Source organism: Mesorhizobium sp. M0894 (assembly GCF_040319725.1).
GTDB lineage: Bacteria > Pseudomonadota > Alphaproteobacteria > Rhizobiales > Rhizobiaceae > Mesorhizobium.
Genome location: NZ_JAMYOG010000001.1, coordinates 469102 through 488710 on the forward strand (window position 1 = coordinate 469102; position 19609 = coordinate 488710).

A 19609-nucleotide genomic window follows, 5' to 3' on the forward strand; every position below is an offset into this window, starting at 1 on the left:
AATAATTCTCGTTGGTCACGCCGCTCTGGAAGGGACGAAACACCGGCGTTGGCCCCGTTCTTCACAGCGAGCGGGTAAAGGTGAGGGACGGGCGGCGCCGACATTGCCAGGTCATTTAATACCGCTCGAACCCCCTGTGCAGTTCCCAGTCCGTAATCCGGCGGTCGTATTCGAACTGTTCCCAGTGTGCCGTGTGGACGTAGTGTTCCAGCACATCGTCGCCGAGTGCCTGCCTCAGCATCTTCGATTCCACCAGCGTCGCGGTAGCGTCGCGCAATGTCTTTGGAATTTCAGGCAACTGCGAGGCCTGGTAGGCGTCGCCGACGAAGGGCTTCTGCAGTTCAAGCTTTTCATCGATGCCGGCAAGCCCGGCCGCGATCAGCGCGGCGAAAGCCAGATAGGGGTTCAAATCGGCACCGCCGATGCGGCATTCCATGCGGATGCCCTTGGTGCCCTCGCCGCAAAGACGGAAACCGGCGGTGCGGTTGTCCTCGCTCCACATGATCTTGGTCGGCGCAAAGGTGCCGGCCTGGAAGCGCTTGTAGGAGTTGATGTAGGGCGCCAGGAACCAGGTGAATTCCTTGGCATATTTGAGCTGGCCGGCCGCCCATTGCTGGCCGAGTGTCGACAGCGTCCACTCAGCATTTTTGTCGTAGAACAACGGCGTCTTGCCGTCGGCGCTCCATAGCGAATTGTGGATGTGGCTGGAATTGCCGGCGAGCCCGTAATTGTACTTGGCCATGAACGAGATCGCCTTGCCTTCGGACTCGGCGATTTCCTTCGCGCCGTTCTTCAGGATGACGTGGCGATCGGCCATGTCGAGCGCCTCGGCATAGCGAACATTGATCTCTTCCTGGCCGGGACCCCACTCGCCCTTCGAATTCTCGATCGGGATGCCGGCCGCCTCCATCTCGTTGCGCAGCCGGCGCATGACGCCCTCTTCCTTGGTGGTGATGCCGATCTGGTAGTCGCCGATATAGGGCGATGCCGTCTCGAGGCCTTGCCAGTGCTTTCTGCGGGCGGAATCGTAGGTCTCGCTGAACAGATAAAATTCGAGCTCGGACGCGAAATAGCCGATATAGCCGCGTTCCTGCAGCCGCTTGACCTGCTTCTTCAGCATGGCGCGCGGCGAATGCGCCAGGTCGTCATGGGTATGGTGGTCGAGCACGTCGCAGATCACCAGCGCCGTCTTCTCCAGCCACGGAACGCGCCGCAGCGTCGCAAGGTCCGGCTTCATGACGAAATCGCCATAACCCTTCGACCAGCTCGCCGCCTTGTAGCCGGGCACCGGTTCCATATCGATGTCGGCGGCCAACAGATAGTTGCAGCCATGCGTCTCGTCATGCGCGGAATCGACGAAATACCGGGCCAGGAACCGCTTGCCCGCAAGCCGCCCCTGCATGTCGACGATGCAGGCCAGCACGGTGTCGACCTCGCCGCTGGAGACCGCTTGCTTCAACTGATCGAACGAGAAATTTCCGGCCATTCTTACGGCACTCCAGCGCTAGTCGTTTTGGGCTCGTCACTTTGACGATGTGGAAAGTCACTTTGAAGATGTGGGAAGCTATGGCCGGCAAGGCGCCGGCCATGGCTGGAGGACTGGCCTCAGTGGCCGGTTTCGCCGACGGCCTGTTCCGCAGCCTTGATCGCTGCCTGACGCGCCGCGATAATGTCGCCGAGCGGCGGACCCTGGAAGCGGTTGCGCTCGAAGGCAAACCAGACGATTGCCGTCAGGATGAAGAAGCCGACGGTGATGTAGAGCGCCCAGTCGTTCGGCGGCTGGATGCCGATGACGAAGATCAGGAGCATCGACAGGATCGAAAGCACGCCGAACAGCATGAAGATGGCGCGCCCCATGTTCCACGGTCCCATCTTGTCCCATTTCGGCGTTCCCCAGGCCAGCATGCCGAGCACGATCGGCACGGTGAAGGAGAGGAACAGGAAGATGACGGTGCACGACACGACGATGGTGTAGGCCGAGGTGCCGGCGACTGAAACCAGCGTCGAGCCCCAGACGAACAGGACGGACAGGATCGATGCCGTCCAGATCGCAGCTACCGGCGTGCGGTAGGTCGGGCTGACCTTGGCCAGTGCCGAGGAACCCGGCAGGCCGCCGTCACGCGAGAAGGCGAAGATCATACGCGAGGCGGAGGTGACGGTGGCGAGGCCGCAAAGCAGCTGTGCCAGGAAGACGACGAGGTAGACGAACTCCTTGACGCCGGGGCTGACGCGCTGGTCGAAGGCCCAGAAGAACACGTTCCAGCCCTGCTTGGCCGCATCGTCCATATTCGGGATCATCAGCACGAAGGCTGCGAGGAACAGATAGCCGAAGACGGCCGACCAGATTACCGACATCACCATGGCGCGTGGCACGGAGCTCGCCGCCTTGATGGTCTCCTCGGAGGTATGCGCCGACGCGTCGTAGCCGGTGATCGTATAGATCGGCAGCAGCAGGCCAAGTGCGAATACCCAGGCATTGGATACGGACGGCCAGACACCAGCGCCGGCATCGCCGGAATAATTGTGGAAGGTGAACAGCCGGCTGAAATCCCAGGTTTCGGCCGAGATCAGGCAGACGAGCGCGATGAGGATCGAGCCGAAGAAGATCAGATAGCCCGAGAAGTCGGTCAGCTTGGCCGTCAGCTTGATGCCTAGATGGTTGATCAGTGCCTGGGCACCGGTGATGACGACCAGGAAGATCATCTGGTTGGTCAGCGTGCCCTCGATCCCGAGCGCCGGTCCGAAGGCGCCGAGGAAAAACGTCCAGGTGCCGACATTGATGGCGCCGAGCACTGTGATCAGGCCGAGCAGGTTGAGCCAGGCCGTCACCCAGCCGGTGCCACGATTGCCGAGGATCGAGCCCCAGTGATAGAGGCCTCCGGCAGTCGGATAGGCCGAGCTGATCTGCGACATGGCGACGGCAAAGGTCAGCGAGACGAAGCAGCCGACCAGCCAGCCGATGCCGATTCCGATGCCGCCGGACCCAGAGGTTGCCTGCGCCAGCGAGTTGATGCCGCCGGACAGGATGCAGATGATCGAGAAGGAAACCGCGAAATTCGAAAAGCGGCTGAGGCGCCGCTCCAGTTCCTGGGCATAGCCCATGTTGTGGAGAACCTTTACGTCCTCTGCCTTGTCAACTTCAGTATAGCCCGGTGCTGCCATTTTTTAGTCCCCTTTTGGTTTCTTAGCTGGCCGATTGAACTGACTTTCCGACTGCGCTTGGTCTGGAGGCCTTGGCCGCTTCGGGCTCCAGATTGAGAAAAATACCCGTGAGCAGATCCGCCCATTTCCGCTGCCCGGCTGCGCCGGAGATCTCGTCGTTGCGGATTTCGATCATTGCGCAGGGCAGCCCGCGCGAGCGGGCATGGCGTTCCAGCGTGAAATAGACGCGGTCGGCCGGCGAATAGGGTTCGTTGACGCCGACGGTGACGCCGGCGAGCCGCTGCAGCGCCGCGATCAGCGGCGCCGCCAGCCGGCGGTCCTCGTCGTGGATAACGCCGATATGCCAGGGCCGGCTGCTGCCCTTGTAGACCGGGGTGAAAGAATGGACCGAGACCAGCCGCGTCTCCCGTCCGGCCGCCAGGCGCTCGTCGATGATCGTCGCGATCCGGTCGTGGAACGGCCGCCAAGCGAGCGCGATGCGCGCCTCCCGCTGATCGGCCGAAAGCCCCTGATTGGCCGGGACCACGGTTTTTTCGCTGGCGCTGACCGTCACTATCAGGTCCGGTGCATCGAGCGGGCGGTTGCAGTCGATGACGAGCCGCGAAATGCAGGTTTCGACCAGCGTCGCATCGAGTGCCTCGGCCATGCGGCGCGCCACCGGCAAGGCGCCGGGATCCCAGGCGATGTGGCGGGAAAGCTCCTCGGCGGCAAGTCCGAGCGTTCCGAATTCCGGCGGCAGGAAATTGGAGGCGTGGTCGCAGGTCAGCACGAAAGGGCTCAATCCGCCGGGGTTCGTCACCCTTACGGTTTCAGGCGATGCAAGGCTGGCGGGCCGTGCTGTCTCCATTGTCTGCCGTCCCCGGGGAGCGCTGTACCGTATGTTACGTATTTTGCCTCATTGCGTCCCTACGGATGATTTCATACAGTTTGGCCGGCTTTGTCAAACGCGATTTCGATAATGCGGTAACGGCCCGGCCAGGGTGGGGAAAAACATGGTTTCCAGCATTGCCGAACTGATCTCCGACCGCATCGGCACCATGCCGGCCGGCGAGCGGCGCGCAGCGCAAACGCTGATCGCCAGCTATCCGCTGATCGGGCTGAAGACGGTCGCCGAATTCTCGGCTGCCGCCGGCGTATCGTCGCCGACGATCCTGCGTTTCGTCGCCCGGCTCGGCTTCCAGAACTATCCGGAATTCCAGTCGGCGCTGCAAGACGAACTGGCGGCGCAATTGCAGTCGCCGGCCTCGCGCACGCTCAATCCGCCATCGCCGGGCAGCAGCGCCGTGTCGCCGATGCTGGAAGCGACGCTGGACAATATGCGCGAGACCTTCCGGCACCTTTCGGATAAGCAGCTTGCCGACATCGTCGCCAAGCTGGCCGACCGGCGCGGCAAGACATTCCTGATCGGTGGCCGCTTCACCGACCCGCTGGCGCGCTACATGGCCGCCCACCTCGCCATCATCCAGCCCAACGTTTTTCACCTCGGCGGGCAGGAAAGCGTCTGGCGCGACCGGCTGATCGACATGGGTAAACGCGACGTGCTGGTGATCTTCGACATCAGGCGCTACCAGGACAGCCTTGTCCGCTTCGCCGAGACGGCCAACCAGCGTGGCGTGCAGATCGTGCTGTTTACCGACCAGTGGCTGTCGCCGATCGCCCGCTTCGCCCGCCACGTCATCGCCGGGCGCACCGCCGTGCCTTCGGCCTGGGACTCATCCGCCGCCCTTTTCGTCGTCGTCGAAACGCTGATCGGCGCCGTCACAAGGCAGCTCGAGGCCGACGGCACCAAACGCATCCGCGAGTTGGAAAGCCTACGGTAGAGCGGCCCTTCGGGCGAACGGTCTTCGTTGGGGTCTAGTCAACCAAAAGGCTGACCATCTGCAGGATCAGGATCAGCAAAAAGACGCCAAAGACAGACGCAAAGACCGCTGCCAACAGGACGATGCGTTGTTTCTTACCCACAGCTCCCTCGGGAAGGCATAGCTCCCCCACGATCACGAACGTCAGTCCTGCCTATCGCTCGGCTACCGTCCCAAGTCCTCAAGATCCGCCTGCGGCTTGGGCGGAGGAGTAATGACGACTTGCTTCACGCGCGAAATGAACCGCTGGCCAAGGTGCTCGCTTAGGGGGACGGCTGCATCATTCATCCGACCCATGTCACGGCCGAATGACCACCTTGCCGCTGGGGCTTAACCATTTCAGCCGCAAAGCGTGCCCTCGCCCCAGTCCAGATACTTTACCCGTGGCAAGGGTGATCGAAGTTCGGCTAGCCTTGGCGACGCGAAGCCGCTCCTTGACCCACCATCAAACAGCGGTGAACTGCGCGGAGGAATTCGATGAACTATCTGGACGAGCTGTTCTCAGTCGCCGGCAAGACGGCGCTGGTCACCGGCGCCGCGACCGGCATCGGCCGCATGGCGGCGACCGCTCTGGTCAGGGCCGGCGCCACTGTGATGATCGCCTCGCGCAAGGGCGAGGATTGCGCCAAGGTAGCGGGCGAGTTGAACGGGCTTGGCGCATCCGGCCGGGCCGAGGGTTTCGCCGGCGACGTCGCGAGCGAGGCCGGCATTGCAGCGCTTGTCGCCGAGGTCAGGGCGCGGACCGAACGGCTGCACATACTGGTCAACAATGCCGGCATCTCCTGGGGCGCGCCGCTGGAAAGCTTTCCCTATCATGCCTGGGCCAAGGTGTTCGGCGTCAACGTCACTGCGGTCTTCCATGTGACGCGCGAATTGCTGCCTCTGCTCGAGGCCGCTGCCAGCGAGGCCGACCCGGCCCGGGTAATCAATCTGGGATCGGTGATGGGCACGCAGCCGTTGGCCGAAGACGCTTACTCCTACTCGGCCTCGAAGGCTGCGGTTCACCACCTGACACGCATCCTGGCGATCGAGTTGGCCGCCCGCCGCATCACCGTCAACGCCTTTGCGCCCGGCCCTTTCCAGAGCCGGATGACGGCCTTCGCCACCGGCACCGAAGACCAGGCAAGACATGTCGGCAACCATGTTCCGATCGGCCGCATCGGCGCACCGGATGACATTGCCGGCGCAACGCTCTATTTGTGCAGCCGTGCCGGCAGCTATGTCACCGGCGCCATCCTGCCGATCGATGGCGGGCAGTCGGTGCAACACGGGCTGACATTGTTCAAGGAATGAGACGCACGCCATCCGGCGAGTGAAATGCCGGGGGTGAAGATGGAGGACATCAGCGTGGAACCGATCAGTCTCGATGTGCTTCTGGCCAACGTCGGCAAGGAAGTCGGCGTGTCGCCATGGCGGGTGGTCACGCAGCGGATGATCGACCAGTTCGCCGATGCCACCGACGACCATCAGTTCATCCATTGCGATCCGGAGCGCGCCAGCCGCGAGACGCCGTTTGGCGGCACCATCGCGCACGGGTTCCTGTCGCTTTCGCTGTTGTCGGCGATGACCTTCGAAACCATGCCGCCGCTGGAAAACAGCAAGATGGGCGTCAATCACGGCTTCGATTCGCTGCGCTTCCTGGCGCCGGTGAAAACCGGCTCGCGCATCCGCGCCCGCTTCGTGCTCGCCGACGTCAAGGTCAGGCCGTCGGGCTGGGTGCAGACTGCGCACGACGTGACGATCGAGATCGAGGGCTCGAAAAAGCCGGCGCTGACCGCGCGCTGGCTGACCCTGACGCTGATCGAACGCCAACCGGAGGCGGTCTGACTGGCATCCAAGCCTGGGAACCTAAATCTATTTGGCTTCGGCCGCGACGTACTTCATGTGGCGGCTGACCTGCAGCGCAATGTAGACGACCAGTGAGCAACCGATTGGGAACACGATCTCGTTGAGGCCGGTTGCGATAGCCTGTGGCAGTGCCAGAGCAGCGTCGTTCGCCGCGGCCGTCTCAATCGTCAGCACCGTGATGCCGCCACCGAATACCGCGCCTATCAGGGCGCCTGCCAGCGCGAAATGGAGCGGACGGGGTTCTTCCTTCGATGCCAGCGACGCCAGTATCCAGCCGAGCAGCCCGTATTCTATGGCCCGCAGCACACCGAGCGTCGTGAGCGAGAGAACGGCCGGCTTTGCCGCCGCATCGAGCGCGCTGACCATGACCTTTTGCGTCCCCTTGGCGATGCCCATGGCGAGCGGCGCCGAGATCGCGGCGATCAGGCCGCCGAGCGAGGCTCGCACCTTGGCGAGCGCCGTGCCGAGGCTGACGCCGGCGCAGACGAAGAACGACCAGGTCACGCCTTGCGCCAGTTCGATCAGGATCAGCGTCGTCGCCGGGTAGGAACCTGCCGCAAATCTGACGGTCAGAATGAGAGCCTCCATGGCGAAGCCGAGCGCGATCGCCAGCCATGCGACCATGACGACGCGCCTGAGCGCCATCCTGGCGCGATGGGAAAGCGGGTTCACGTCCGGCACGCCGGACGAAAGCTCAGTCAGGGCCATGTTGGCCTCCCAGATCACAATTCTTGCAGAGCCGGGAATTAGCGTTTGTCTGTAACAGTCCGATGTTGCCGGCTTTATTGCCGGGTTACAGCGTTTTGTGACGTCGAGCTTCTGCTTCGTGCCACCCTTGCCCGACGCCGTACAGCGTATATATGCTGCATCCAGCCATCAGTCATTTAAGGTAAGGCAGTCGAACAATTGCAGCTAAGCGTCCAGGAGCGCCGCGAAAAACAAAAGGCCGAACTGCGTTCCGAACTTGTCGACGCCGCGCACAAGCTTGTCCAGGAAGAAGGCTATGACGGCCTCACCATCCGCAAGCTCGCCAAGCGCGTCGGCTATGCGCCGATGTCGGTCTATTCCTATTTCGCCGACAAGCAGGACATCCTGTTCGCGTTGGCCGAAAACGCCTTCGAGACCCTGGCCAGGCGCATCGCAAATCATACGGCCGACGACCCGATCGAGGCGCTCAAGGCGGTGCTGGTCGAATATGCCGCCTTCGGGCTCGAGAATCCCAACGAATACCGCACCGTCTTCATGACCGAAAAAGTCAGGCCGCCGGCCGGCAAGACGTTCGCCGAAATGCAGAGCGGCAACCCGGCGATGAAAGTGCTGATCGAGAGGGTCGAGGCCTGCGTTGCCGCCGGCAGGCTCAAGGGCGATCCGCGCGCCATCGCCACCATGCTGTGGGCGGTCGGCCACGGCGCCATCTCGCTGCTGATCACCTTCCCGTTCTACCCGTTCGGCGACCAGACGACGTTCATCACACGGATCGGCGACATCATGCTCGAAGCCATCGCCGCGCACGAGATTGCGCCGCTCGGCCCGCCGGTCAACTGCTGAGGAGCGGCGCTCCTCCCGATCTGTAGAATCTTTCTCCGAACGATCCGCGCTCCGGCGCCAAGCGTTCGCCAATTCCTGCGCTCAATTTCTCCGTACATGTACGATTTTACTTGAACTCCCTAAATCCTGGGCGTATCTGTACGCAATACCGTACATGTACGAATGCTGGAACCGGAGACAGATCATGAAGAAGGCAATTCTCACGCTCGCCGCCCTGCTGGCGCTCTCTGGCGCGGCATTTGCCGGCAGCAGTCAGCCAGCCAAGCAAGAAGCGGCCTGCATCGACACCAAGACCGATGTGAAGCTCGATTGCGCGCCGACCGGATCGCTTGAAAACGCCGATGCCGCGACCCACAAGGCCGGCAGCAAGGGCCCGAGGCTCGGCATCGGCATCGACCCGTGGATCGTGCCCAGCAGCTTCTGAGCCGACCGGCGATAATATGCGGCGATGAACCGAAAGGGCGGCAGGAATTTCCGCCCGCCCATCTTGCCGGCCTCAGCCCTGCTTATCGCGCCGTGCAGATCACTTCTTACGCTTCTGTCCCGCCACCCTCTTCGCCTTGCCGGGTCTTGCCGGCGCGCCAGGAATGGCCGTTCCGGTGATCGACACCGGATCGCTGGCCGGGAATGTATCCTCGAGGCCTTCCTCGAGTTCCTCTTCAATATCCGTCTCAGTGCGCTGCTCGTGTTCGAAAGAGCGCACGGCCGGCGTCTTGGCCGGCGACTTCGGCGCGGAGTTCGACGGCATTTGCATTCTCCCTCGGCTCGCTGTCGCAGAGCGGCCGGGCGCGGCGAACATTGCTATGCTGCCGCGTCGCGCGCTGCCTCCGACAGAAAAGTAAAGACATAGTCGGAGAAGGAACGCCAGCATTCGACGCGGAACGCGTCGGCCGCCGTGCGCAACAGCACGATCTCGACCTTGCCAAGAATGGTGCGCGACGCCGCCCCGACCGGAAAGGCGTCGAGCGACAGATCCTGCGGGCAGCCGGCATTGATCGTCGCCGCGGCCGCCGGACCGGTGACCGATATCGCGACATTGCGGTGCGAGATGCCAACCGCCGAATGCAGCGCGGAAATCTTGGCGCAATCGGCGAGTGGATCTTTGCCGCTCTCATCGATGACCAGCCATTCGTCCGGCCCGAGCCACAAGGCGGTGCGTCCAACCTTTGCCGCCGAGGTTTTCGGCCTTTGCGGCAGGGCGACCCCGAGTGCTTTCGAAAGTGCCGCGATCGAGGCGTCCGGCGCGCGCAGCGATATGCGTTCGGCCGGCGGCAGCACGGCAAGTGTGACGGCGGTGGCGGAAAGCGACTGGCCGGCGAGAGCCGGACGGCGTTCGACCGACGGCCCGGCGACGGCGGTTTTCACAGCGGCCTTAGCCATTGAGGCGCTCCCCCTTCTCGTCGAAGAACACCATACCGGTAACCTCCACCTCAATCACCCCGTTCGGCATCGGTACATAGAGCGTCTTGCCTATGCAATCGCGGCCGCCGGCAACCAGCCCCAGTGCGATCGAGCGGCCGCAATTTTGCGACCAATAGCTCGACGTGACATGGCCGATCATCTTCATCGGGATTGCCTGCTTCGGGTCCGCGACGATCTGCGCTCCCTCCTGCAGCACCACCTTGGCATCCCTGGTCTTCAGGCCGACAAGCTGCTTGCGGCCCTTGGCGACCAGATCCGGCCGCGCCATGCCGCGAATGCCGACGAAGTCGGCCTTCTTCTTGCCGACCGCCCAGTCGAGCCCGGCGTCGTTCGGCGTCACCGTGCCGTCGGTATCCTGGCCGACGATGATGTAGCCCTTTTCGGCGCGCAGCACATGCATCGACTCGGTGCCGTAGGCACAGGCGCCATGCTTCTGGCCCTCGGCCCATAGCGCTTCCCAGACCGCCTCGCCGTAATCGGCCGGCACATTGACCTCGAAGCCGCGCTCGCCGCTGAACGACATGCGAAACAGCCTGGTCGGTACGCCGCAGATCCGGCCTTCGCGCACCGACATATGCGGCAGCGCCTCATCCGACATGTCGATGCCCTCGACCAGCGATGCGATGATGTCGCGAGACTTCGGCCCCTGCACGGCAATGACCGCCCACTGCTCGGTGATCGAGGTCAGCCAGACGTTGAGATGCGGGAACTCGGTTTGGAGATAGTCCTCCATATGGTTCATGACGCGCGGCGCGCCGCCGGTCGTCGTCGTCACGTGGAAACGGTCCGCAGCGAGTCTTCCCACCACGCCATCGTCATAGATGAAACCGTCCTCGCGCAGCATGATGCCGTAGCGGCAGCGGCCGGGCTCGAGCTTCTCCCATGGATTGGTGTAGAGCAGTTCCATGAATTTGGCCGCATCCGGCCCGACCACCTCGATCTTGCCCAGCGTTGACGCGTCGAACAGGCCGGCCGTCTTGCGCACCGTGACGCATTCGCGGTCGACGGCCGCATGTATGTCCTCGCCCGGCTTCGGGAAATACCAGGCGCGCTTCCACTGGCCGACATCCTCGAACATCGCGCCTTGACGCTCTGCCCAGGGATGGATCGCCGTCTTGCGGGTCGGGTCGAACAGGGGACCCCGCGCATGCCCGACGATCGAGCCGAACGTCACCGGCGTATAGGGCGCACGGAACGTCGTCAGCCCGACCTGCGGGATCGGCTTGCCCAACGTCTCGGCGGCAACCGCCAGGCCGTGCATGTTGGAGGTCTTGCCCTGGTCGGTCGCCATGCCGTTGGTGGTGAAGCGCTTGACGTGCTCGATCGAGCGCATGCCCTCATGCACCGCCTGGCGGATGTCCTTGGCGGTGACGTCGTTCTGGAAGTCGACGAACGCCTTTACCGTCGTATCCGCCCCGGCGCCGGGCGCCGCACCCAGCATGCCGCGCGACCAGCTCTCGCTGACATCGACTTTCGGCTTGGTGCCCTTGGCTGGCTTGCTGCCGGCTTCCTTGGCCGCCTTGGCGCCCGCTGCATAGGCCTCGTCGATCGTCGCCGACAGCCCGTCCGTGCCATTGCAGGCGCCGACCGAGACGCAATCCTGTGCATAAATGCCGGGCACGAAGCGCTTGGTCTCGTCGTTGAAGGCAACCTTGCCGCGCGATTGCGAGAACAGATGCACCGACGGCGTCCAGCCGGCCGACATCAGGATTGCGTCGACCGGCATGGTGCGCTCGCCGCCGCCATTCTTCGGTTGCACGGTCATCGACGACACGCGCAATTTGCCGCCGGCGCGGATCACCGCGCGGCCGAAATTGATCTCGATGCCGAGCGCCCTCGCCTCGTCGATCACCGGCCCGGTCGGATTGTCGCGCAGATCGACGATCGCCGCCACGTTGATGCCGGCCTTCTTCAGGTCGATCGCCGCCGCATAGGCGGAATCGTTCGCCGTATAGACGCCGATATTCCTGCCGACCGCGACGCCGTAATGGTTGAGATAGGTGCGCGCCGCCGACGCCAGCATGACGCCGGGACGGTCGTTGTCGGCAAACACCATGTGGCGCTCGATGGCGCCGGTCGCCAACACCACGCGTTTGGCGCGAACCTGCCACAGCCGCTCGCGCGGCAGGTCGCGGCCGGGGCTCTGCAGATGGTCGCTGACGCGCTCAACCAGTCCGACGAAATTCTGCGCGTAATAGCCGAAGGCCGTGGTGCGCGGCAGTACGCGGACATTGTCCATCGCGCTCAACTTGGCGAGAGCGGATTGCGCCCAGGAAAAGCCGTCCTGGCCTTCGATCTTCGCCCCGCTCTCGAAGCGAAGGCTGCCGCCGAATTCCGCCTGCTCGTCGGCAAGGATGACGCGCACGCCGGTTTCGGCGGCAGCCAATGCCGCGGCAATACCCGCCGCACCACCGCCAAGCACCAGCACCTCGCAATGGGCGAAGCGCGCCGAATAATGGTCGGGATCCGGCTGGTCGGGGGCGACGCCGAGACCGGCCGCGGCCCGGATCTTAGGCTCGTAGAGGTTCTTCCACGCAGCCTTCGGCCACATGAAGGTCTTGTAGTAGAAGCCGGCCGAAAGCATCGGCGAGGCGATGCTGCTGACCGCACCGATGTCGAAGGCGAGCGACGGCCAGCGGTTCTGCGACTGTGCCGTCAGCCCGTCATAGAGTTCCTGTACCGTGGCGCGGACGTTCGGCGTCTTGCGTGCCGCGTCGCGCTTGATCTCGACCAGCGCGTTCGGCTCTTCGGCGCCGGCCGACAGGAAGCCGCGCGGCCGGTGGTATTTGAACGAGCGGCCGACGAGATGGACGCCATTGGCAAGCAGCGCCGAGGCCAGCGTGTCGCCCTCGATGCCGGTATAGGGGCGGCCGTCGAAGCTGAAGCCAGCTATCTTTGCCTGCTTGAGCCGCCCGGCGCCGGCAATGCGGAACGTCGCGCTCATTTGGCGGCTCCCGGCAGCTTCGCCGGCTTTGGCTCGCCGGCCTTGTAGGTCATCAGGAACCTGTCGCTGACGGTGTCGCGCACGGCGTTGAAGAACCGCGCGCAGCCATGCATGTGCCGCCACCGCTCATAGATGATCCCCTTGGGATTGGAGCGGATGAAGAAGAACTTTTCGAAGTCGTCGTCGCTCTCGCCGGCGATGTCTGGGGAACGCGCAATATGCGCCTCACCGGCGTTGCGGAATTCGAGCTCGGGACGCTCTTCCTCGCAATAGGGGCAGCGGATGAGAAGCATGGTTGGTCCTACAGTTCGCCGTGGCCGACGCGAGCGCCGGCAGGTTGGTCGCAAAGCCTCTGACCCATCGTGACGAAAGGCGCGACGAGCCGGATGCGCTCCTCGATGCTTGCCGCAGGGCGAAACAGAGCGCGATTGGCCATGTTGCCGATGGTCAGTTGGATTGGATCGGTGGTGACGATGACGCCGCGCGGTTGGAAAGGCTCGTCCGGATCCAGATCGGAAGGACGGGCCTCGAAGAAGAAGACGATCTTTCGCCCGCCGCTCCAGACGCAGGTCAGCATGCCGTCATCGATGGAAAACGGCCAGTCGGCCTCGTTCCCGGCGCGACTGATCGGCTGCGTGCGCACCTCGTCCGGTGACGGAAAATGAAACAGGCCTTGCTCGCCGGCGAGCATCAGCGGCATGGCGACGGCCATCTCGGTCATCATCAGTGCGCCACCGCCGCCGCCGCCGCCTCGTCGATGAGGCGGCCGGTGCGGAAGCGCTCGATGGTGAAGGGTGCGTTGATCGGGTGCGGATCGTCCCTGGCGATCGTATGGGCAAAGACGTGGCCCGAACCCGGCGTCGCCTTGAAGCCGCCCGTGCCCCAGCCGCAATTGACGTAGAGGCCGGGCACCGGCGTCTTGGCCAGGATCGGCGAACGGTCCGGCGTCACGTCGACAATGCCGCCCCATGAGCGCAGCATCTTCATGCGGGTGAAGATCGGGAACATCTCGCAGATCGCGTCGAGCGTGTGCTGCAGGATGTGCAGCCCGCCGGTCTGCGAATAGGAGACATATTGGTCGGTGCCGGCGCCGATGACCAGCTCGCCCTTGTCGGATTGCGAGATATAGGCATGCACCGTGTTCGACATCACCACGCAAGGCACCACCGGCTTGACCGGCTCCGACACCAGCGCCTGCAGCGGATAGCTTTCCAGCGGCATGCGCACGCCGGCCATGTTCATGATCACCGAGGAGTGGCCGGCGGCGACCACGCCGACCTTCCTGGCGCCAATGAAGCCGCGCGTCGTCTCGACACCGGTAACCGCGCCGTTCGGCGCCCGTTTGACGCCGGTGACCTCGCAATTCTGGATGATGTGGACGCCGCGCGCCGAGGCGCCGCGCGCATAGCCCCAGGCGACAGCATCGTGCCGCGCCGTGCCGCCACGGCGCTGCAGCGCGGCACCCATCACGGGATAACGGGCATCGCGCGAAATGTTGAGCGGCGGGCAGAATTCCTTGGCCTGTTCCGGCGTCAGCCATTCATTGTCGATGCCGTTCAGCCGGTTAGCATGGACGTGGCGCTTCAGCACCTGAATGTCGTGGATGTTATGGGCGAGCATCATGACGCCGCGCGGCGAATACATGACGTTGTAGTTGAGCTCCTGGCTGAGCCCGTCCCACAGCTTCAGCGCATGGTCGTAGATGCCGGCGCTCTCGTCATAGAGATAGTTCGAGCGGATGATGGTGGTATTGCGGCCGGTATTGCCGCCGCCGAGCCAGCCTTTTTCCAATACCGCGACGTTGGTGATGCCATGCACGGTGGCGAGGTAATAGGCTGTGGCCAGGCCGTGGCCGCCGGCGCCGACGATGACGACGTCATACTCCTTCTTCGGCTCCGGCGAGGACCACTGTTCCTCCCAGCCCTTGTGGCCGCGCATGGCCTCGCGGGCGATAGCGAATACCGAGTATTTCTTCAACGTTGCAGGCCTCGCAAATGGCGGCCGGGCAGATCAGCCAACCCCGGCGCGCGAGCTGTATCACTAGCGAAACCGCACTGCCAGCCTTGCACTGTTTGCGACGGCGCTTGCCGTTTTGCGCCGTGCCTTCAACGGCCGCTGTTCTGAGTTTCGCCTTTTGACGTTTCAGACGAAGCACGCTTGAAGATGGACGGCCCGATTGCATAGGTCGGCCGCAAATAACCCTCACGGCAATCGCTGGCGATTTTACGAACTTCCGCGTCGTCCGACTGCTCCGCCATGGCCACGAAGCGCTCGATGATCACGTCGCGTGGCCTGATAGCCACTGCCGCTGCAAAGCGCCGCAACACCGCATCCGGATCCTCGAGCAGTCGCCGCCGGTCCTTGGCGCTCGGCATGAAATACCTGCCGTAAGCGTTAACCAGCATCGCGAAAGCAGGGTCTGGACGCAGTGCGGCGGCATTTTCCACCCCGAGCCGCAACTGCCAGCGCTGCGCAAAGCAGATGAACTTGACGACGGACCACCGAACGCCCGCATGCTCATCATCCAGTCGCAGCATCACGCGACCTAGAAAGGCGCCATCTGCAGGTGTGGTACAACTTCTGAGCGTTTGGATCGCATCGAAGCGTATCGTTGAACTTTTGCTGTCGAGCAGGTTGGCTATTTCCGCCACTACACAATTCAGCTCGAAGCCCAACCTAAAGACCGTTTCGACCGTTATAAAGACGGCCGCGGCCTGGGTCTGGACATTGCTGGACACCAACAATTGCCGCAGGTTTTCGAGCGGAAAACCCTTGAGGAATTCCGAACGAAGCGCATTCGCCAATTCGCCGTCGCCCTCGTAGCCGGGCTCCAGCAACTTGCTCATCATGTCTTGGGGGGTCATTGCAAATGGGTGGCGCGTCCACCCGCGATTTTGGATGAGGACCCGTAGCTTGGTGGCCAGCGGGCGTCAAGAAGCGCTGTTGAAAACAGCGCAGGTATCGGGTGGCTCGCGCCGCCCTGATTTGCGACCAAGGATCCCGATTGCCGGCAAGGGCCGGCGCGAAAAAGGATGCAAAAATGTTCGCACTTGCCAACAAAGTTGCCATCGTCACCGGCGCCAGCTCCGGCATCGGCCGCGCCACGGCCAAGGTGTTTGCGGAGGAAGGCGCCAAGGTGGTCGTCGCAGCCCGCCGCCAGGCGGAGCTCGATGCGCTGGTTGCCGAAATCGAAGACGCCGACGGCACCGCCGTCGCTCTTGCCGGCGATGTCCGCGACGAAGCCTACGCAAAAGCCCTCGTCGACCTGGCGGTCGGGAAATTCGGCGGGCTCGACATCGCCTTCAACAATGCCGGCTCGGTCGGTAGGATGGGGCCGGTTTCGGAGCTGTCGCTGGAGGGCTGGCGCGAGACGCTCGATACCAATCTGACCAGCGCCTTTCTCGGCGCGAAATACCAGGTGCCGGCGATGATCGATCGCGGCGGCGGCTCGCTGATCTTCACCTCCACCTTCGTCGGCCACACCGTCGGCATGCCGGGCATGACCAGCTATGCCGCAAGCAAGGCCGGACTGATCGGGTTGACGCAGGTGCTGGCCGCCGAATATGGCGCCAAGGGCATTCGAGTCAACGCGCTGCTGCCGGGCGGCACCGACACGCCTTCGGCGACGTTCAAGACACCTGAATCGCGAGCCTTCGTCGAAAACCTGCATGCCTTGAAGCGCGTCGCCGAGCCTGAGGAGATCGCCCGCTCGGCGCTCTACCTGGCGTCCGACGCATCGAGCTTCACCACCGGCGCGGCGCTGTTCGCCGACGGCGGCGTCTCGATCACCCGGACGTGAGGGTTCGGAGGGCGCAACGCATGCCCGCCAGCCGAAATGTCGCGAACCGGCCCTTGATTTTTTCGGCGATTTGACGATTCCGTCTTCTCCTCGAAGACGGGTTGGAAACATGTTGCTGATCAGGACCTATATCGCTGCAAGCGCAATCGAAGGCGTCGGTGTGTTTGCCGCCGAGCCGATCCGGAAAGGCGCGCAGATCTGGCGGCTCGATCCGGACTTCGACCGGCTGATCCCGAGGGAAAAATACGAGACGGCGCCGCCGCACCTCAAGGAATTGCTCGACAGATATGCCTATCCCAGCCCGGACCGGCCGGGCTTCATGGTCTATGAGGTCGACAATGGCCGCTTCATGAACCATGCCGACAAGCCGAACACCGATTTTTCGCAATATGGCGGGGCCACCGCGATCCGCAATATCGCCGCCGGCGAGGAGATAACCTGCGACTACGGCGAGTTCTTCGAGGGTTTCGAGCAGCTCCACCTGGCCACGGCCCTGGCCACGGCATAGCGGCGTCTATCTGACCCAAGGCGAATTTTGTTCTTGCTTTGTGCCGGCAGCTATGCTACTAAATTACGCATGGTGCTGATTCACACCAGAGACCCGCCGCCGAGGCGGGTTTTCGTTTCGGGATCGGCACCGCCTCTCAATCGGCTGTGGACAGCGCCCCTTGATTCTGCTATCAGCCGCCCCAATTCGTGGTGTAACGCGCCGCGGAGGCTTGTGGCTATGGCCGCTTGCCTGTTGATTTCAAACCGAAAGACAGGATTGCACGTGCAGGTACTCGTCCGCGACAACAATGTTGATCAGGCGCTTCGCGCGCTCAAGAAAAAGATGCAGCGTGAAGGCATCTTCCGCGAAATGAAGATGCGCGGACATTACGAGAAGCCTTCCGAGAAGCGCGCCCGTGAAAAGGCGGAAGCCGTGCGCCGCGCCCGCAAGCTGGCCCGCAAGCGCGCCCAGCGCGAAGGCCTTCTGCCGATGACGCCACGTCCGGTCGCGGCCGGTGCTGCCGGCGCCGGTGCTCCGCGTCCGCCGCGGTTCTGACGTCAATTTTTCGTCCTTTTCCAAGGATATCCAAGGTGGCGCGATGCGGAATCGCCGCCACCTTTTTGTTGTGATTTCGACCCGGTCCGAGAGGACCGGTTGGGAGAGATGCCGGTTCGGAGGGGGAACGGACCAGACGGCGCAGTAAGGACAGGGCAGACATGGACGCAATCACCGTAGAGCGCAGAACCGCGTGGCGCGGCCTCGCCCTGACGGCAGCCCTGCTCTCCGGGTTGACGCTTGCCGGCTGCCAGAGCGTTCCGACCGGCGAGTTCAACAACATCGACAAGGCGCAAGCCTCGACCGAGAACATTTCCTCGCTGTCGGCGGTGATCCAGCGCAACCCGCAGGATCCGGAAGCCTACAATGTGCGCGGCTCGGCCTATGGCCGCGGCGGCCAGTACCAGGCAGCGCTGAAGGACTTCAACACTGCCATCCAGCTCAATCCGAATTTCTACCAGGCCTATTCCAACCGGGCGCTCATCCAGCGCTTCCTCGGTGATCAGGCAAGCGCGCTGGCCGACTACAACCGCTCGATCCAGATCAATTCCAACTACGACGCCGCCTATATCGGCCGCGGCAATCTCTACCGCAAGGCAGGCCGGGTCCAGGAGGCGTTCAACGATTTCCAGAAAGCGATCCAGCTCGACACGACCGACGCGCGCGCCTATCACAATCGCGGCCTGATCTACCAGAGCCAGGGCCAGCACGCCTTTGCCATCGAGGATTTCTCGACCGCCATTTCGCTGGCGCCGGATGCTTCCGAGCCTTACAACGGACGCGGCCTCTCCTACCTTGCCATGAACGACGAGGACAATGCCTTCGCCGACTTCAACATGGCCATCAAGCTCGACGGCAAGAACGCCGAGGCCTGGTCCAACCAGGCGCTGATCTACGAGCGGCGCGGCGACAAGGTCAGGGCCGCGAAGTCCTACCGCGAGGCAGTGCACCTCAATCCGAACTACCAACCGGCCAAGGACGGTCTGGCCCGCACCAGCGCCGGTTGACCGGGCCGGTTTATCGGGCCTCCGTTTCCGCACTCCGACAACCCTGCGTTTAGCCTTGCCTTGCTGGCGCCAAGTTTTCGGCGGAACGCTCGGCGTGGTCAGCCGTTGTTCAAAGCCATTTGGAAAGGACCCTCCCATGATCAAGCAACTTGCCTGTGCCGCCGCACTCGCCACGACCGTCGTTGCCGCTCCCGCCAGCGCCGGCAAGCTCCAGCTCGGCGTGCTCGACTGCACCATCGACGGTGGCACGGCCTATCTGGTCACCTCCAACAAGGGTGTTTCCTGTGTCTTTCGTCCGCATCGTGGCGGCCCACCCGAAGTCTATACCGGGGTAATTTCCAAGCTCGGCGTCGACGTCGGCCGGACGCATCAGGGCCAACTGGCATGGGCGGTTCTGGCGGCAACCCGCAACCACGATGAAGGCGATCTTGCCGGCAGCTACTATGGCGTGAATGCCGAGGCGAGCGTGGTCACCGGTGGCGGCGCCAACCTTTTGGTCGGCGGCCTCGGCAGCGCCTTTTCGCTGCAGCCGCTCAGTGTCCAGGCGCAGACCGGCGTCAATCTGGCGGTCGCCGTCACTTCGCTGGACTTGATCCATTCGTTCAAATAGCGGCGTAGCATGGCTCCCCGAGCAGCCGGGCAGCGTAGGTGTCGGCCTGCGAATAGCTGCCGAAAGCTCATGGATTCCGGCAGGCCCGCTCCGCAGAGGATGGGCCGCCCTGATGTTCAAAGTTGCAGCGCTCGAAGATCACGGCATGGATCCTAGGATCCATGCCGTTACCGTGACCGAAGATTGCGGCGATCCAATATTGCTTACATCTTCGGCCTGACTAAGATCTCGACATCTCGTGACTGTCTCGCGCCGCATGATCTTTGGCATCCGCCGCGCTAACGGCGATCAAAAAACCGCTTGAGCTCAACCGCAGTTGAGGTTTTACAAACCGCACGCGAACAAGGCGTGCATCGCGCCTGAAG

General features: G+C 63.3%; 22 protein-coding genes. 10 read left to right on the forward strand and 12 right to left on the reverse strand.

Annotation, left to right across the window (positions count from 1 at the left end):
* Positions 1-115: 115 nt before the first annotated feature.
* The 3 genes from NKH91_RS02290 to NKH91_RS02300 all read right to left on the reverse strand — a co-directional run bounded on the left by NKH91_RS02290 (position 116) and on the right by NKH91_RS02300 (position 4009).
* Complete coding sequence (locus NKH91_RS02290; protein ID WP_352845543.1) at positions 116-1486, reverse strand: glutamine synthetase family protein; 1371 nt, start codon at positions 1484-1486, stop codon at positions 116-118.
* 119 nt (positions 1487-1605) lie between these two features.
* On the reverse strand, positions 1606-3162 hold the full coding sequence (locus NKH91_RS02295; RefSeq protein WP_352845542.1) for an amino acid permease: 1557 nt from the start codon (positions 3160-3162) through the stop codon (positions 1606-1608).
* Between the two features lie 22 nt (positions 3163-3184).
* Positions 3185-4009 (reverse strand): N-formylglutamate amidohydrolase, encoded by an 825-nt coding sequence (locus NKH91_RS02300; protein ID WP_352845541.1) that lies wholly within the window; start codon positions 4007-4009, stop codon positions 3185-3187.
* A gap of 145 nt (positions 4010-4154) precedes the next feature.
* Here NKH91_RS02300 and NKH91_RS02305 point away from each other — a divergent pair, with 145 nt between their 5' ends.
* Positions 4155-4982 carry a MurR/RpiR family transcriptional regulator gene (locus tag NKH91_RS02305; protein ID WP_023719035.1) on the forward strand — a complete coding sequence of 276 codons (828 nt, stop codon included), beginning with the start codon at positions 4155-4157 and terminating at the stop codon, positions 4980-4982.
* Between the two features lie 34 nt (positions 4983-5016).
* Here the strand turns inward: NKH91_RS02305 and NKH91_RS02310 are convergent, their stop codons facing one another.
* A complete protein-coding gene (locus NKH91_RS02310) occupies positions 5017-5160 on the reverse strand; it encodes a hypothetical protein (RefSeq protein WP_352484631.1) in 144 nt (47 codons plus the stop codon).
* A 338-nt stretch (positions 5161-5498) separates the two neighbouring features.
* Here NKH91_RS02310 and NKH91_RS02315 point away from each other — a divergent pair, with 338 nt between their 5' ends.
* Positions 5499-6314 carry an SDR family oxidoreductase gene (locus NKH91_RS02315; protein ID WP_352845540.1) on the forward strand — a complete coding sequence of 272 codons (816 nt, stop codon included), beginning with the start codon at positions 5499-5501 and terminating at the stop codon, positions 6312-6314.
* Between the two features lie 39 nt (positions 6315-6353).
* Positions 6354-6848, forward strand: a complete 495-nt coding sequence (locus tag NKH91_RS02320) for a MaoC family dehydratase (RefSeq protein ID WP_352845730.1) — start codon at positions 6354-6356, stop codon at positions 6846-6848.
* Between the two features lie 27 nt (positions 6849-6875).
* Here NKH91_RS02320 and NKH91_RS02325 read toward each other — a convergent pair whose 3' ends face one another.
* The gene (locus NKH91_RS02325) at positions 6876-7577 is read right to left on the reverse strand and encodes a hypothetical protein (RefSeq protein ID WP_352845539.1); all 702 of its coding nucleotides are present in this window, start codon (positions 7575-7577) and stop codon (positions 6876-6878) included.
* Positions 7578-7775: 198 nt separating this feature from the next.
* Between NKH91_RS02325 and NKH91_RS02330 the strand changes: the two genes are divergently transcribed.
* Both NKH91_RS02330 and NKH91_RS02335 read left to right on the forward strand, forming a co-directional pair.
* Positions 7776-8417: a TetR/AcrR family transcriptional regulator gene (locus NKH91_RS02330; RefSeq protein ID WP_352845538.1), complete on the forward strand. Its 642-nt coding sequence runs from the start codon at positions 7776-7778 to the stop codon at positions 8415-8417.
* Between the two features lie 184 nt (positions 8418-8601).
* Complete coding sequence (locus NKH91_RS02335; protein ID WP_352845537.1) at positions 8602-8841, forward strand: DUF680 domain-containing protein; 240 nt, start codon at positions 8602-8604, stop codon at positions 8839-8841.
* Positions 8842-8940: 99 nt separating this feature from the next.
* On the opposite strand, the gene NKH91_RS02340 is transcribed toward NKH91_RS02335, so the two are convergent.
* From NKH91_RS02340 to NKH91_RS02370, 7 genes are all read right to left on the reverse strand, one after another.
* Positions 8941-9165, reverse strand: a complete 225-nt coding sequence (locus tag NKH91_RS02340; protein WP_352845535.1) for a hypothetical protein — start codon at positions 9163-9165, stop codon at positions 8941-8943.
* Positions 9166-9218: 53 nt separating this feature from the next.
* Positions 9219-9797 (reverse strand): sarcosine oxidase subunit gamma, encoded by a 579-nt coding sequence (locus NKH91_RS02345; RefSeq protein WP_352845533.1) that lies wholly within the window; start codon positions 9795-9797, stop codon positions 9219-9221.
* Positions 9790-12783, reverse strand: coding sequence for a sarcosine oxidase subunit alpha (locus NKH91_RS02350; protein ID WP_352845531.1), 2994 nt, complete (start codon positions 12781-12783; stop codon positions 9790-9792). The genes NKH91_RS02345 and NKH91_RS02350 overlap by 8 nt, the downstream gene beginning before the upstream one ends.
* Entirely contained in the window at positions 12780-13076 is a 297-nt protein-coding gene (locus NKH91_RS02355; RefSeq protein ID WP_352884547.1) for a sarcosine oxidase subunit delta, read from the reverse strand. Before NKH91_RS02355 ends, NKH91_RS02350 begins: the two co-directional genes overlap by 4 nt.
* An 8-nt stretch (positions 13077-13084) precedes the next feature.
* The gene (locus NKH91_RS02360; RefSeq protein WP_023719024.1) at positions 13085-13507 is read right to left on the reverse strand and encodes a hypothetical protein; all 423 of its coding nucleotides are present in this window, start codon (positions 13505-13507) and stop codon (positions 13085-13087) included.
* A complete protein-coding gene (locus tag NKH91_RS02365; protein WP_352494681.1) occupies positions 13507-14760 on the reverse strand; it encodes a sarcosine oxidase subunit beta in 1254 nt (417 codons plus the stop codon). Before NKH91_RS02365 ends, NKH91_RS02360 begins: the two co-directional genes overlap by 1 nt.
* 128 nt (positions 14761-14888) lie before the next feature.
* The gene (locus NKH91_RS02370; protein ID WP_352845529.1) at positions 14889-15632 is read right to left on the reverse strand and encodes a hypothetical protein; all 744 of its coding nucleotides are present in this window, start codon (positions 15630-15632) and stop codon (positions 14889-14891) included.
* 191 nt (positions 15633-15823) lie between these two features.
* Between NKH91_RS02370 and NKH91_RS02375 the strand changes: the two genes are divergently transcribed.
* The 5 genes from NKH91_RS02375 (at position 15824) to NKH91_RS02395 (ending at position 19244) form a co-directional block, all read left to right on the forward strand.
* Entirely contained in the window at positions 15824-16582 is a 759-nt protein-coding gene (locus NKH91_RS02375) for an SDR family oxidoreductase (protein WP_352494680.1), read from the forward strand.
* Positions 16583-16691: 109 nt separating this feature from the next.
* Positions 16692-17090 carry an SET domain-containing protein gene (locus NKH91_RS02380; RefSeq protein WP_352845527.1) on the forward strand — a complete coding sequence of 133 codons (399 nt, stop codon included), beginning with the start codon at positions 16692-16694 and terminating at the stop codon, positions 17088-17090.
* Between the two features lie 264 nt (positions 17091-17354).
* Complete coding sequence (rpsU, locus tag NKH91_RS02385; RefSeq protein ID WP_023675331.1) at positions 17355-17627, forward strand: 30S ribosomal protein S21; 273 nt, start codon at positions 17355-17357, stop codon at positions 17625-17627.
* Positions 17628-17788: 161 nt separating this feature from the next.
* On the forward strand, positions 17789-18634 hold the full coding sequence (locus NKH91_RS02390; RefSeq protein WP_352791346.1) for a tetratricopeptide repeat protein: 846 nt from the start codon (positions 17789-17791) through the stop codon (positions 18632-18634).
* A gap of 136 nt (positions 18635-18770) precedes the next feature.
* Positions 18771-19244, forward strand: coding sequence for a DUF992 domain-containing protein (locus tag NKH91_RS02395; protein ID WP_023719019.1), 474 nt, complete (start codon positions 18771-18773; stop codon positions 19242-19244).
* Positions 19245-19609: the final 365 nt, after the last annotated feature.

Excerpts from the sequence above, each read along its gene's own strand:
- NKH91_RS02315 (WP_352845540.1), top strand. The coding sequence starts at position 5,499 with ATGAACTATCTGGACGAGCTGTTCTCAGTCGCCGGCAAGACGGCGCTG.
- NKH91_RS02370 (WP_352845529.1), bottom strand. The coding sequence starts at position 15,632 with ATGATGAGCAAGTTGCTGGAGCCCGGCTACGAGGGCGACGGCGAATTG.
- NKH91_RS02300 (WP_352845541.1), bottom strand. The coding sequence starts at position 4,009 with ATGGAGACAGCACGGCCCGCCAGCCTTGCATCGCCTGAAACCGTAAGG.
- NKH91_RS02340 (WP_352845535.1), bottom strand. The coding sequence starts at position 9,165 with ATGCCGTCGAACTCCGCGCCGAAGTCGCCGGCCAAGACGCCGGCCGTG.
- NKH91_RS02320 (WP_352845730.1), top strand. The coding sequence starts at position 6,354 with ATGGAGGACATCAGCGTGGAACCGATCAGTCTCGATGTGCTTCTGGCC.
- NKH91_RS02395 (WP_023719019.1), top strand. The coding sequence starts at position 18,771 with ATGATCAAGCAACTTGCCTGTGCCGCCGCACTCGCCACGACCGTCGTT.
- NKH91_RS02290 (WP_352845543.1), bottom strand. The coding sequence starts at position 1,486 with ATGGCCGGAAATTTCTCGTTCGATCAGTTGAAGCAAGCGGTCTCCAGC.
- NKH91_RS02390 (WP_352791346.1), top strand. The coding sequence starts at position 17,789 with ATGGACGCAATCACCGTAGAGCGCAGAACCGCGTGGCGCGGCCTCGCC.
- NKH91_RS02355 (WP_352884547.1), bottom strand. The coding sequence starts at position 13,076 with ATGCTTCTCATCCGCTGCCCCTATTGCGAGGAAGAGCGTCCCGAGCTC.
- NKH91_RS02350 (WP_352845531.1), bottom strand. The coding sequence starts at position 12,783 with ATGAGCGCGACGTTCCGCATTGCCGGCGCCGGGCGGCTCAAGCAGGCA.
- NKH91_RS02325 (WP_352845539.1), bottom strand. The coding sequence starts at position 7,577 with ATGGCCCTGACTGAGCTTTCGTCCGGCGTGCCGGACGTGAACCCGCTT.
- NKH91_RS02360 (WP_023719024.1), bottom strand. The coding sequence starts at position 13,507 with ATGATGACCGAGATGGCCGTCGCCATGCCGCTGATGCTCGCCGGCGAG.
- NKH91_RS02375 (WP_352494680.1), top strand. The coding sequence starts at position 15,824 with ATGTTCGCACTTGCCAACAAAGTTGCCATCGTCACCGGCGCCAGCTCC.
- NKH91_RS02345 (WP_352845533.1), bottom strand. The coding sequence starts at position 9,797 with ATGGCTAAGGCCGCTGTGAAAACCGCCGTCGCCGGGCCGTCGGTCGAA.
- NKH91_RS02380 (WP_352845527.1), top strand. The coding sequence starts at position 16,692 with ATGTTGCTGATCAGGACCTATATCGCTGCAAGCGCAATCGAAGGCGTC.
- NKH91_RS02335 (WP_352845537.1), top strand. The coding sequence starts at position 8,602 with ATGAAGAAGGCAATTCTCACGCTCGCCGCCCTGCTGGCGCTCTCTGGC.
- NKH91_RS02295 (WP_352845542.1), bottom strand. The coding sequence starts at position 3,162 with ATGGCAGCACCGGGCTATACTGAAGTTGACAAGGCAGAGGACGTAAAG.
- NKH91_RS02305 (WP_023719035.1), top strand. The coding sequence starts at position 4,155 with ATGGTTTCCAGCATTGCCGAACTGATCTCCGACCGCATCGGCACCATG.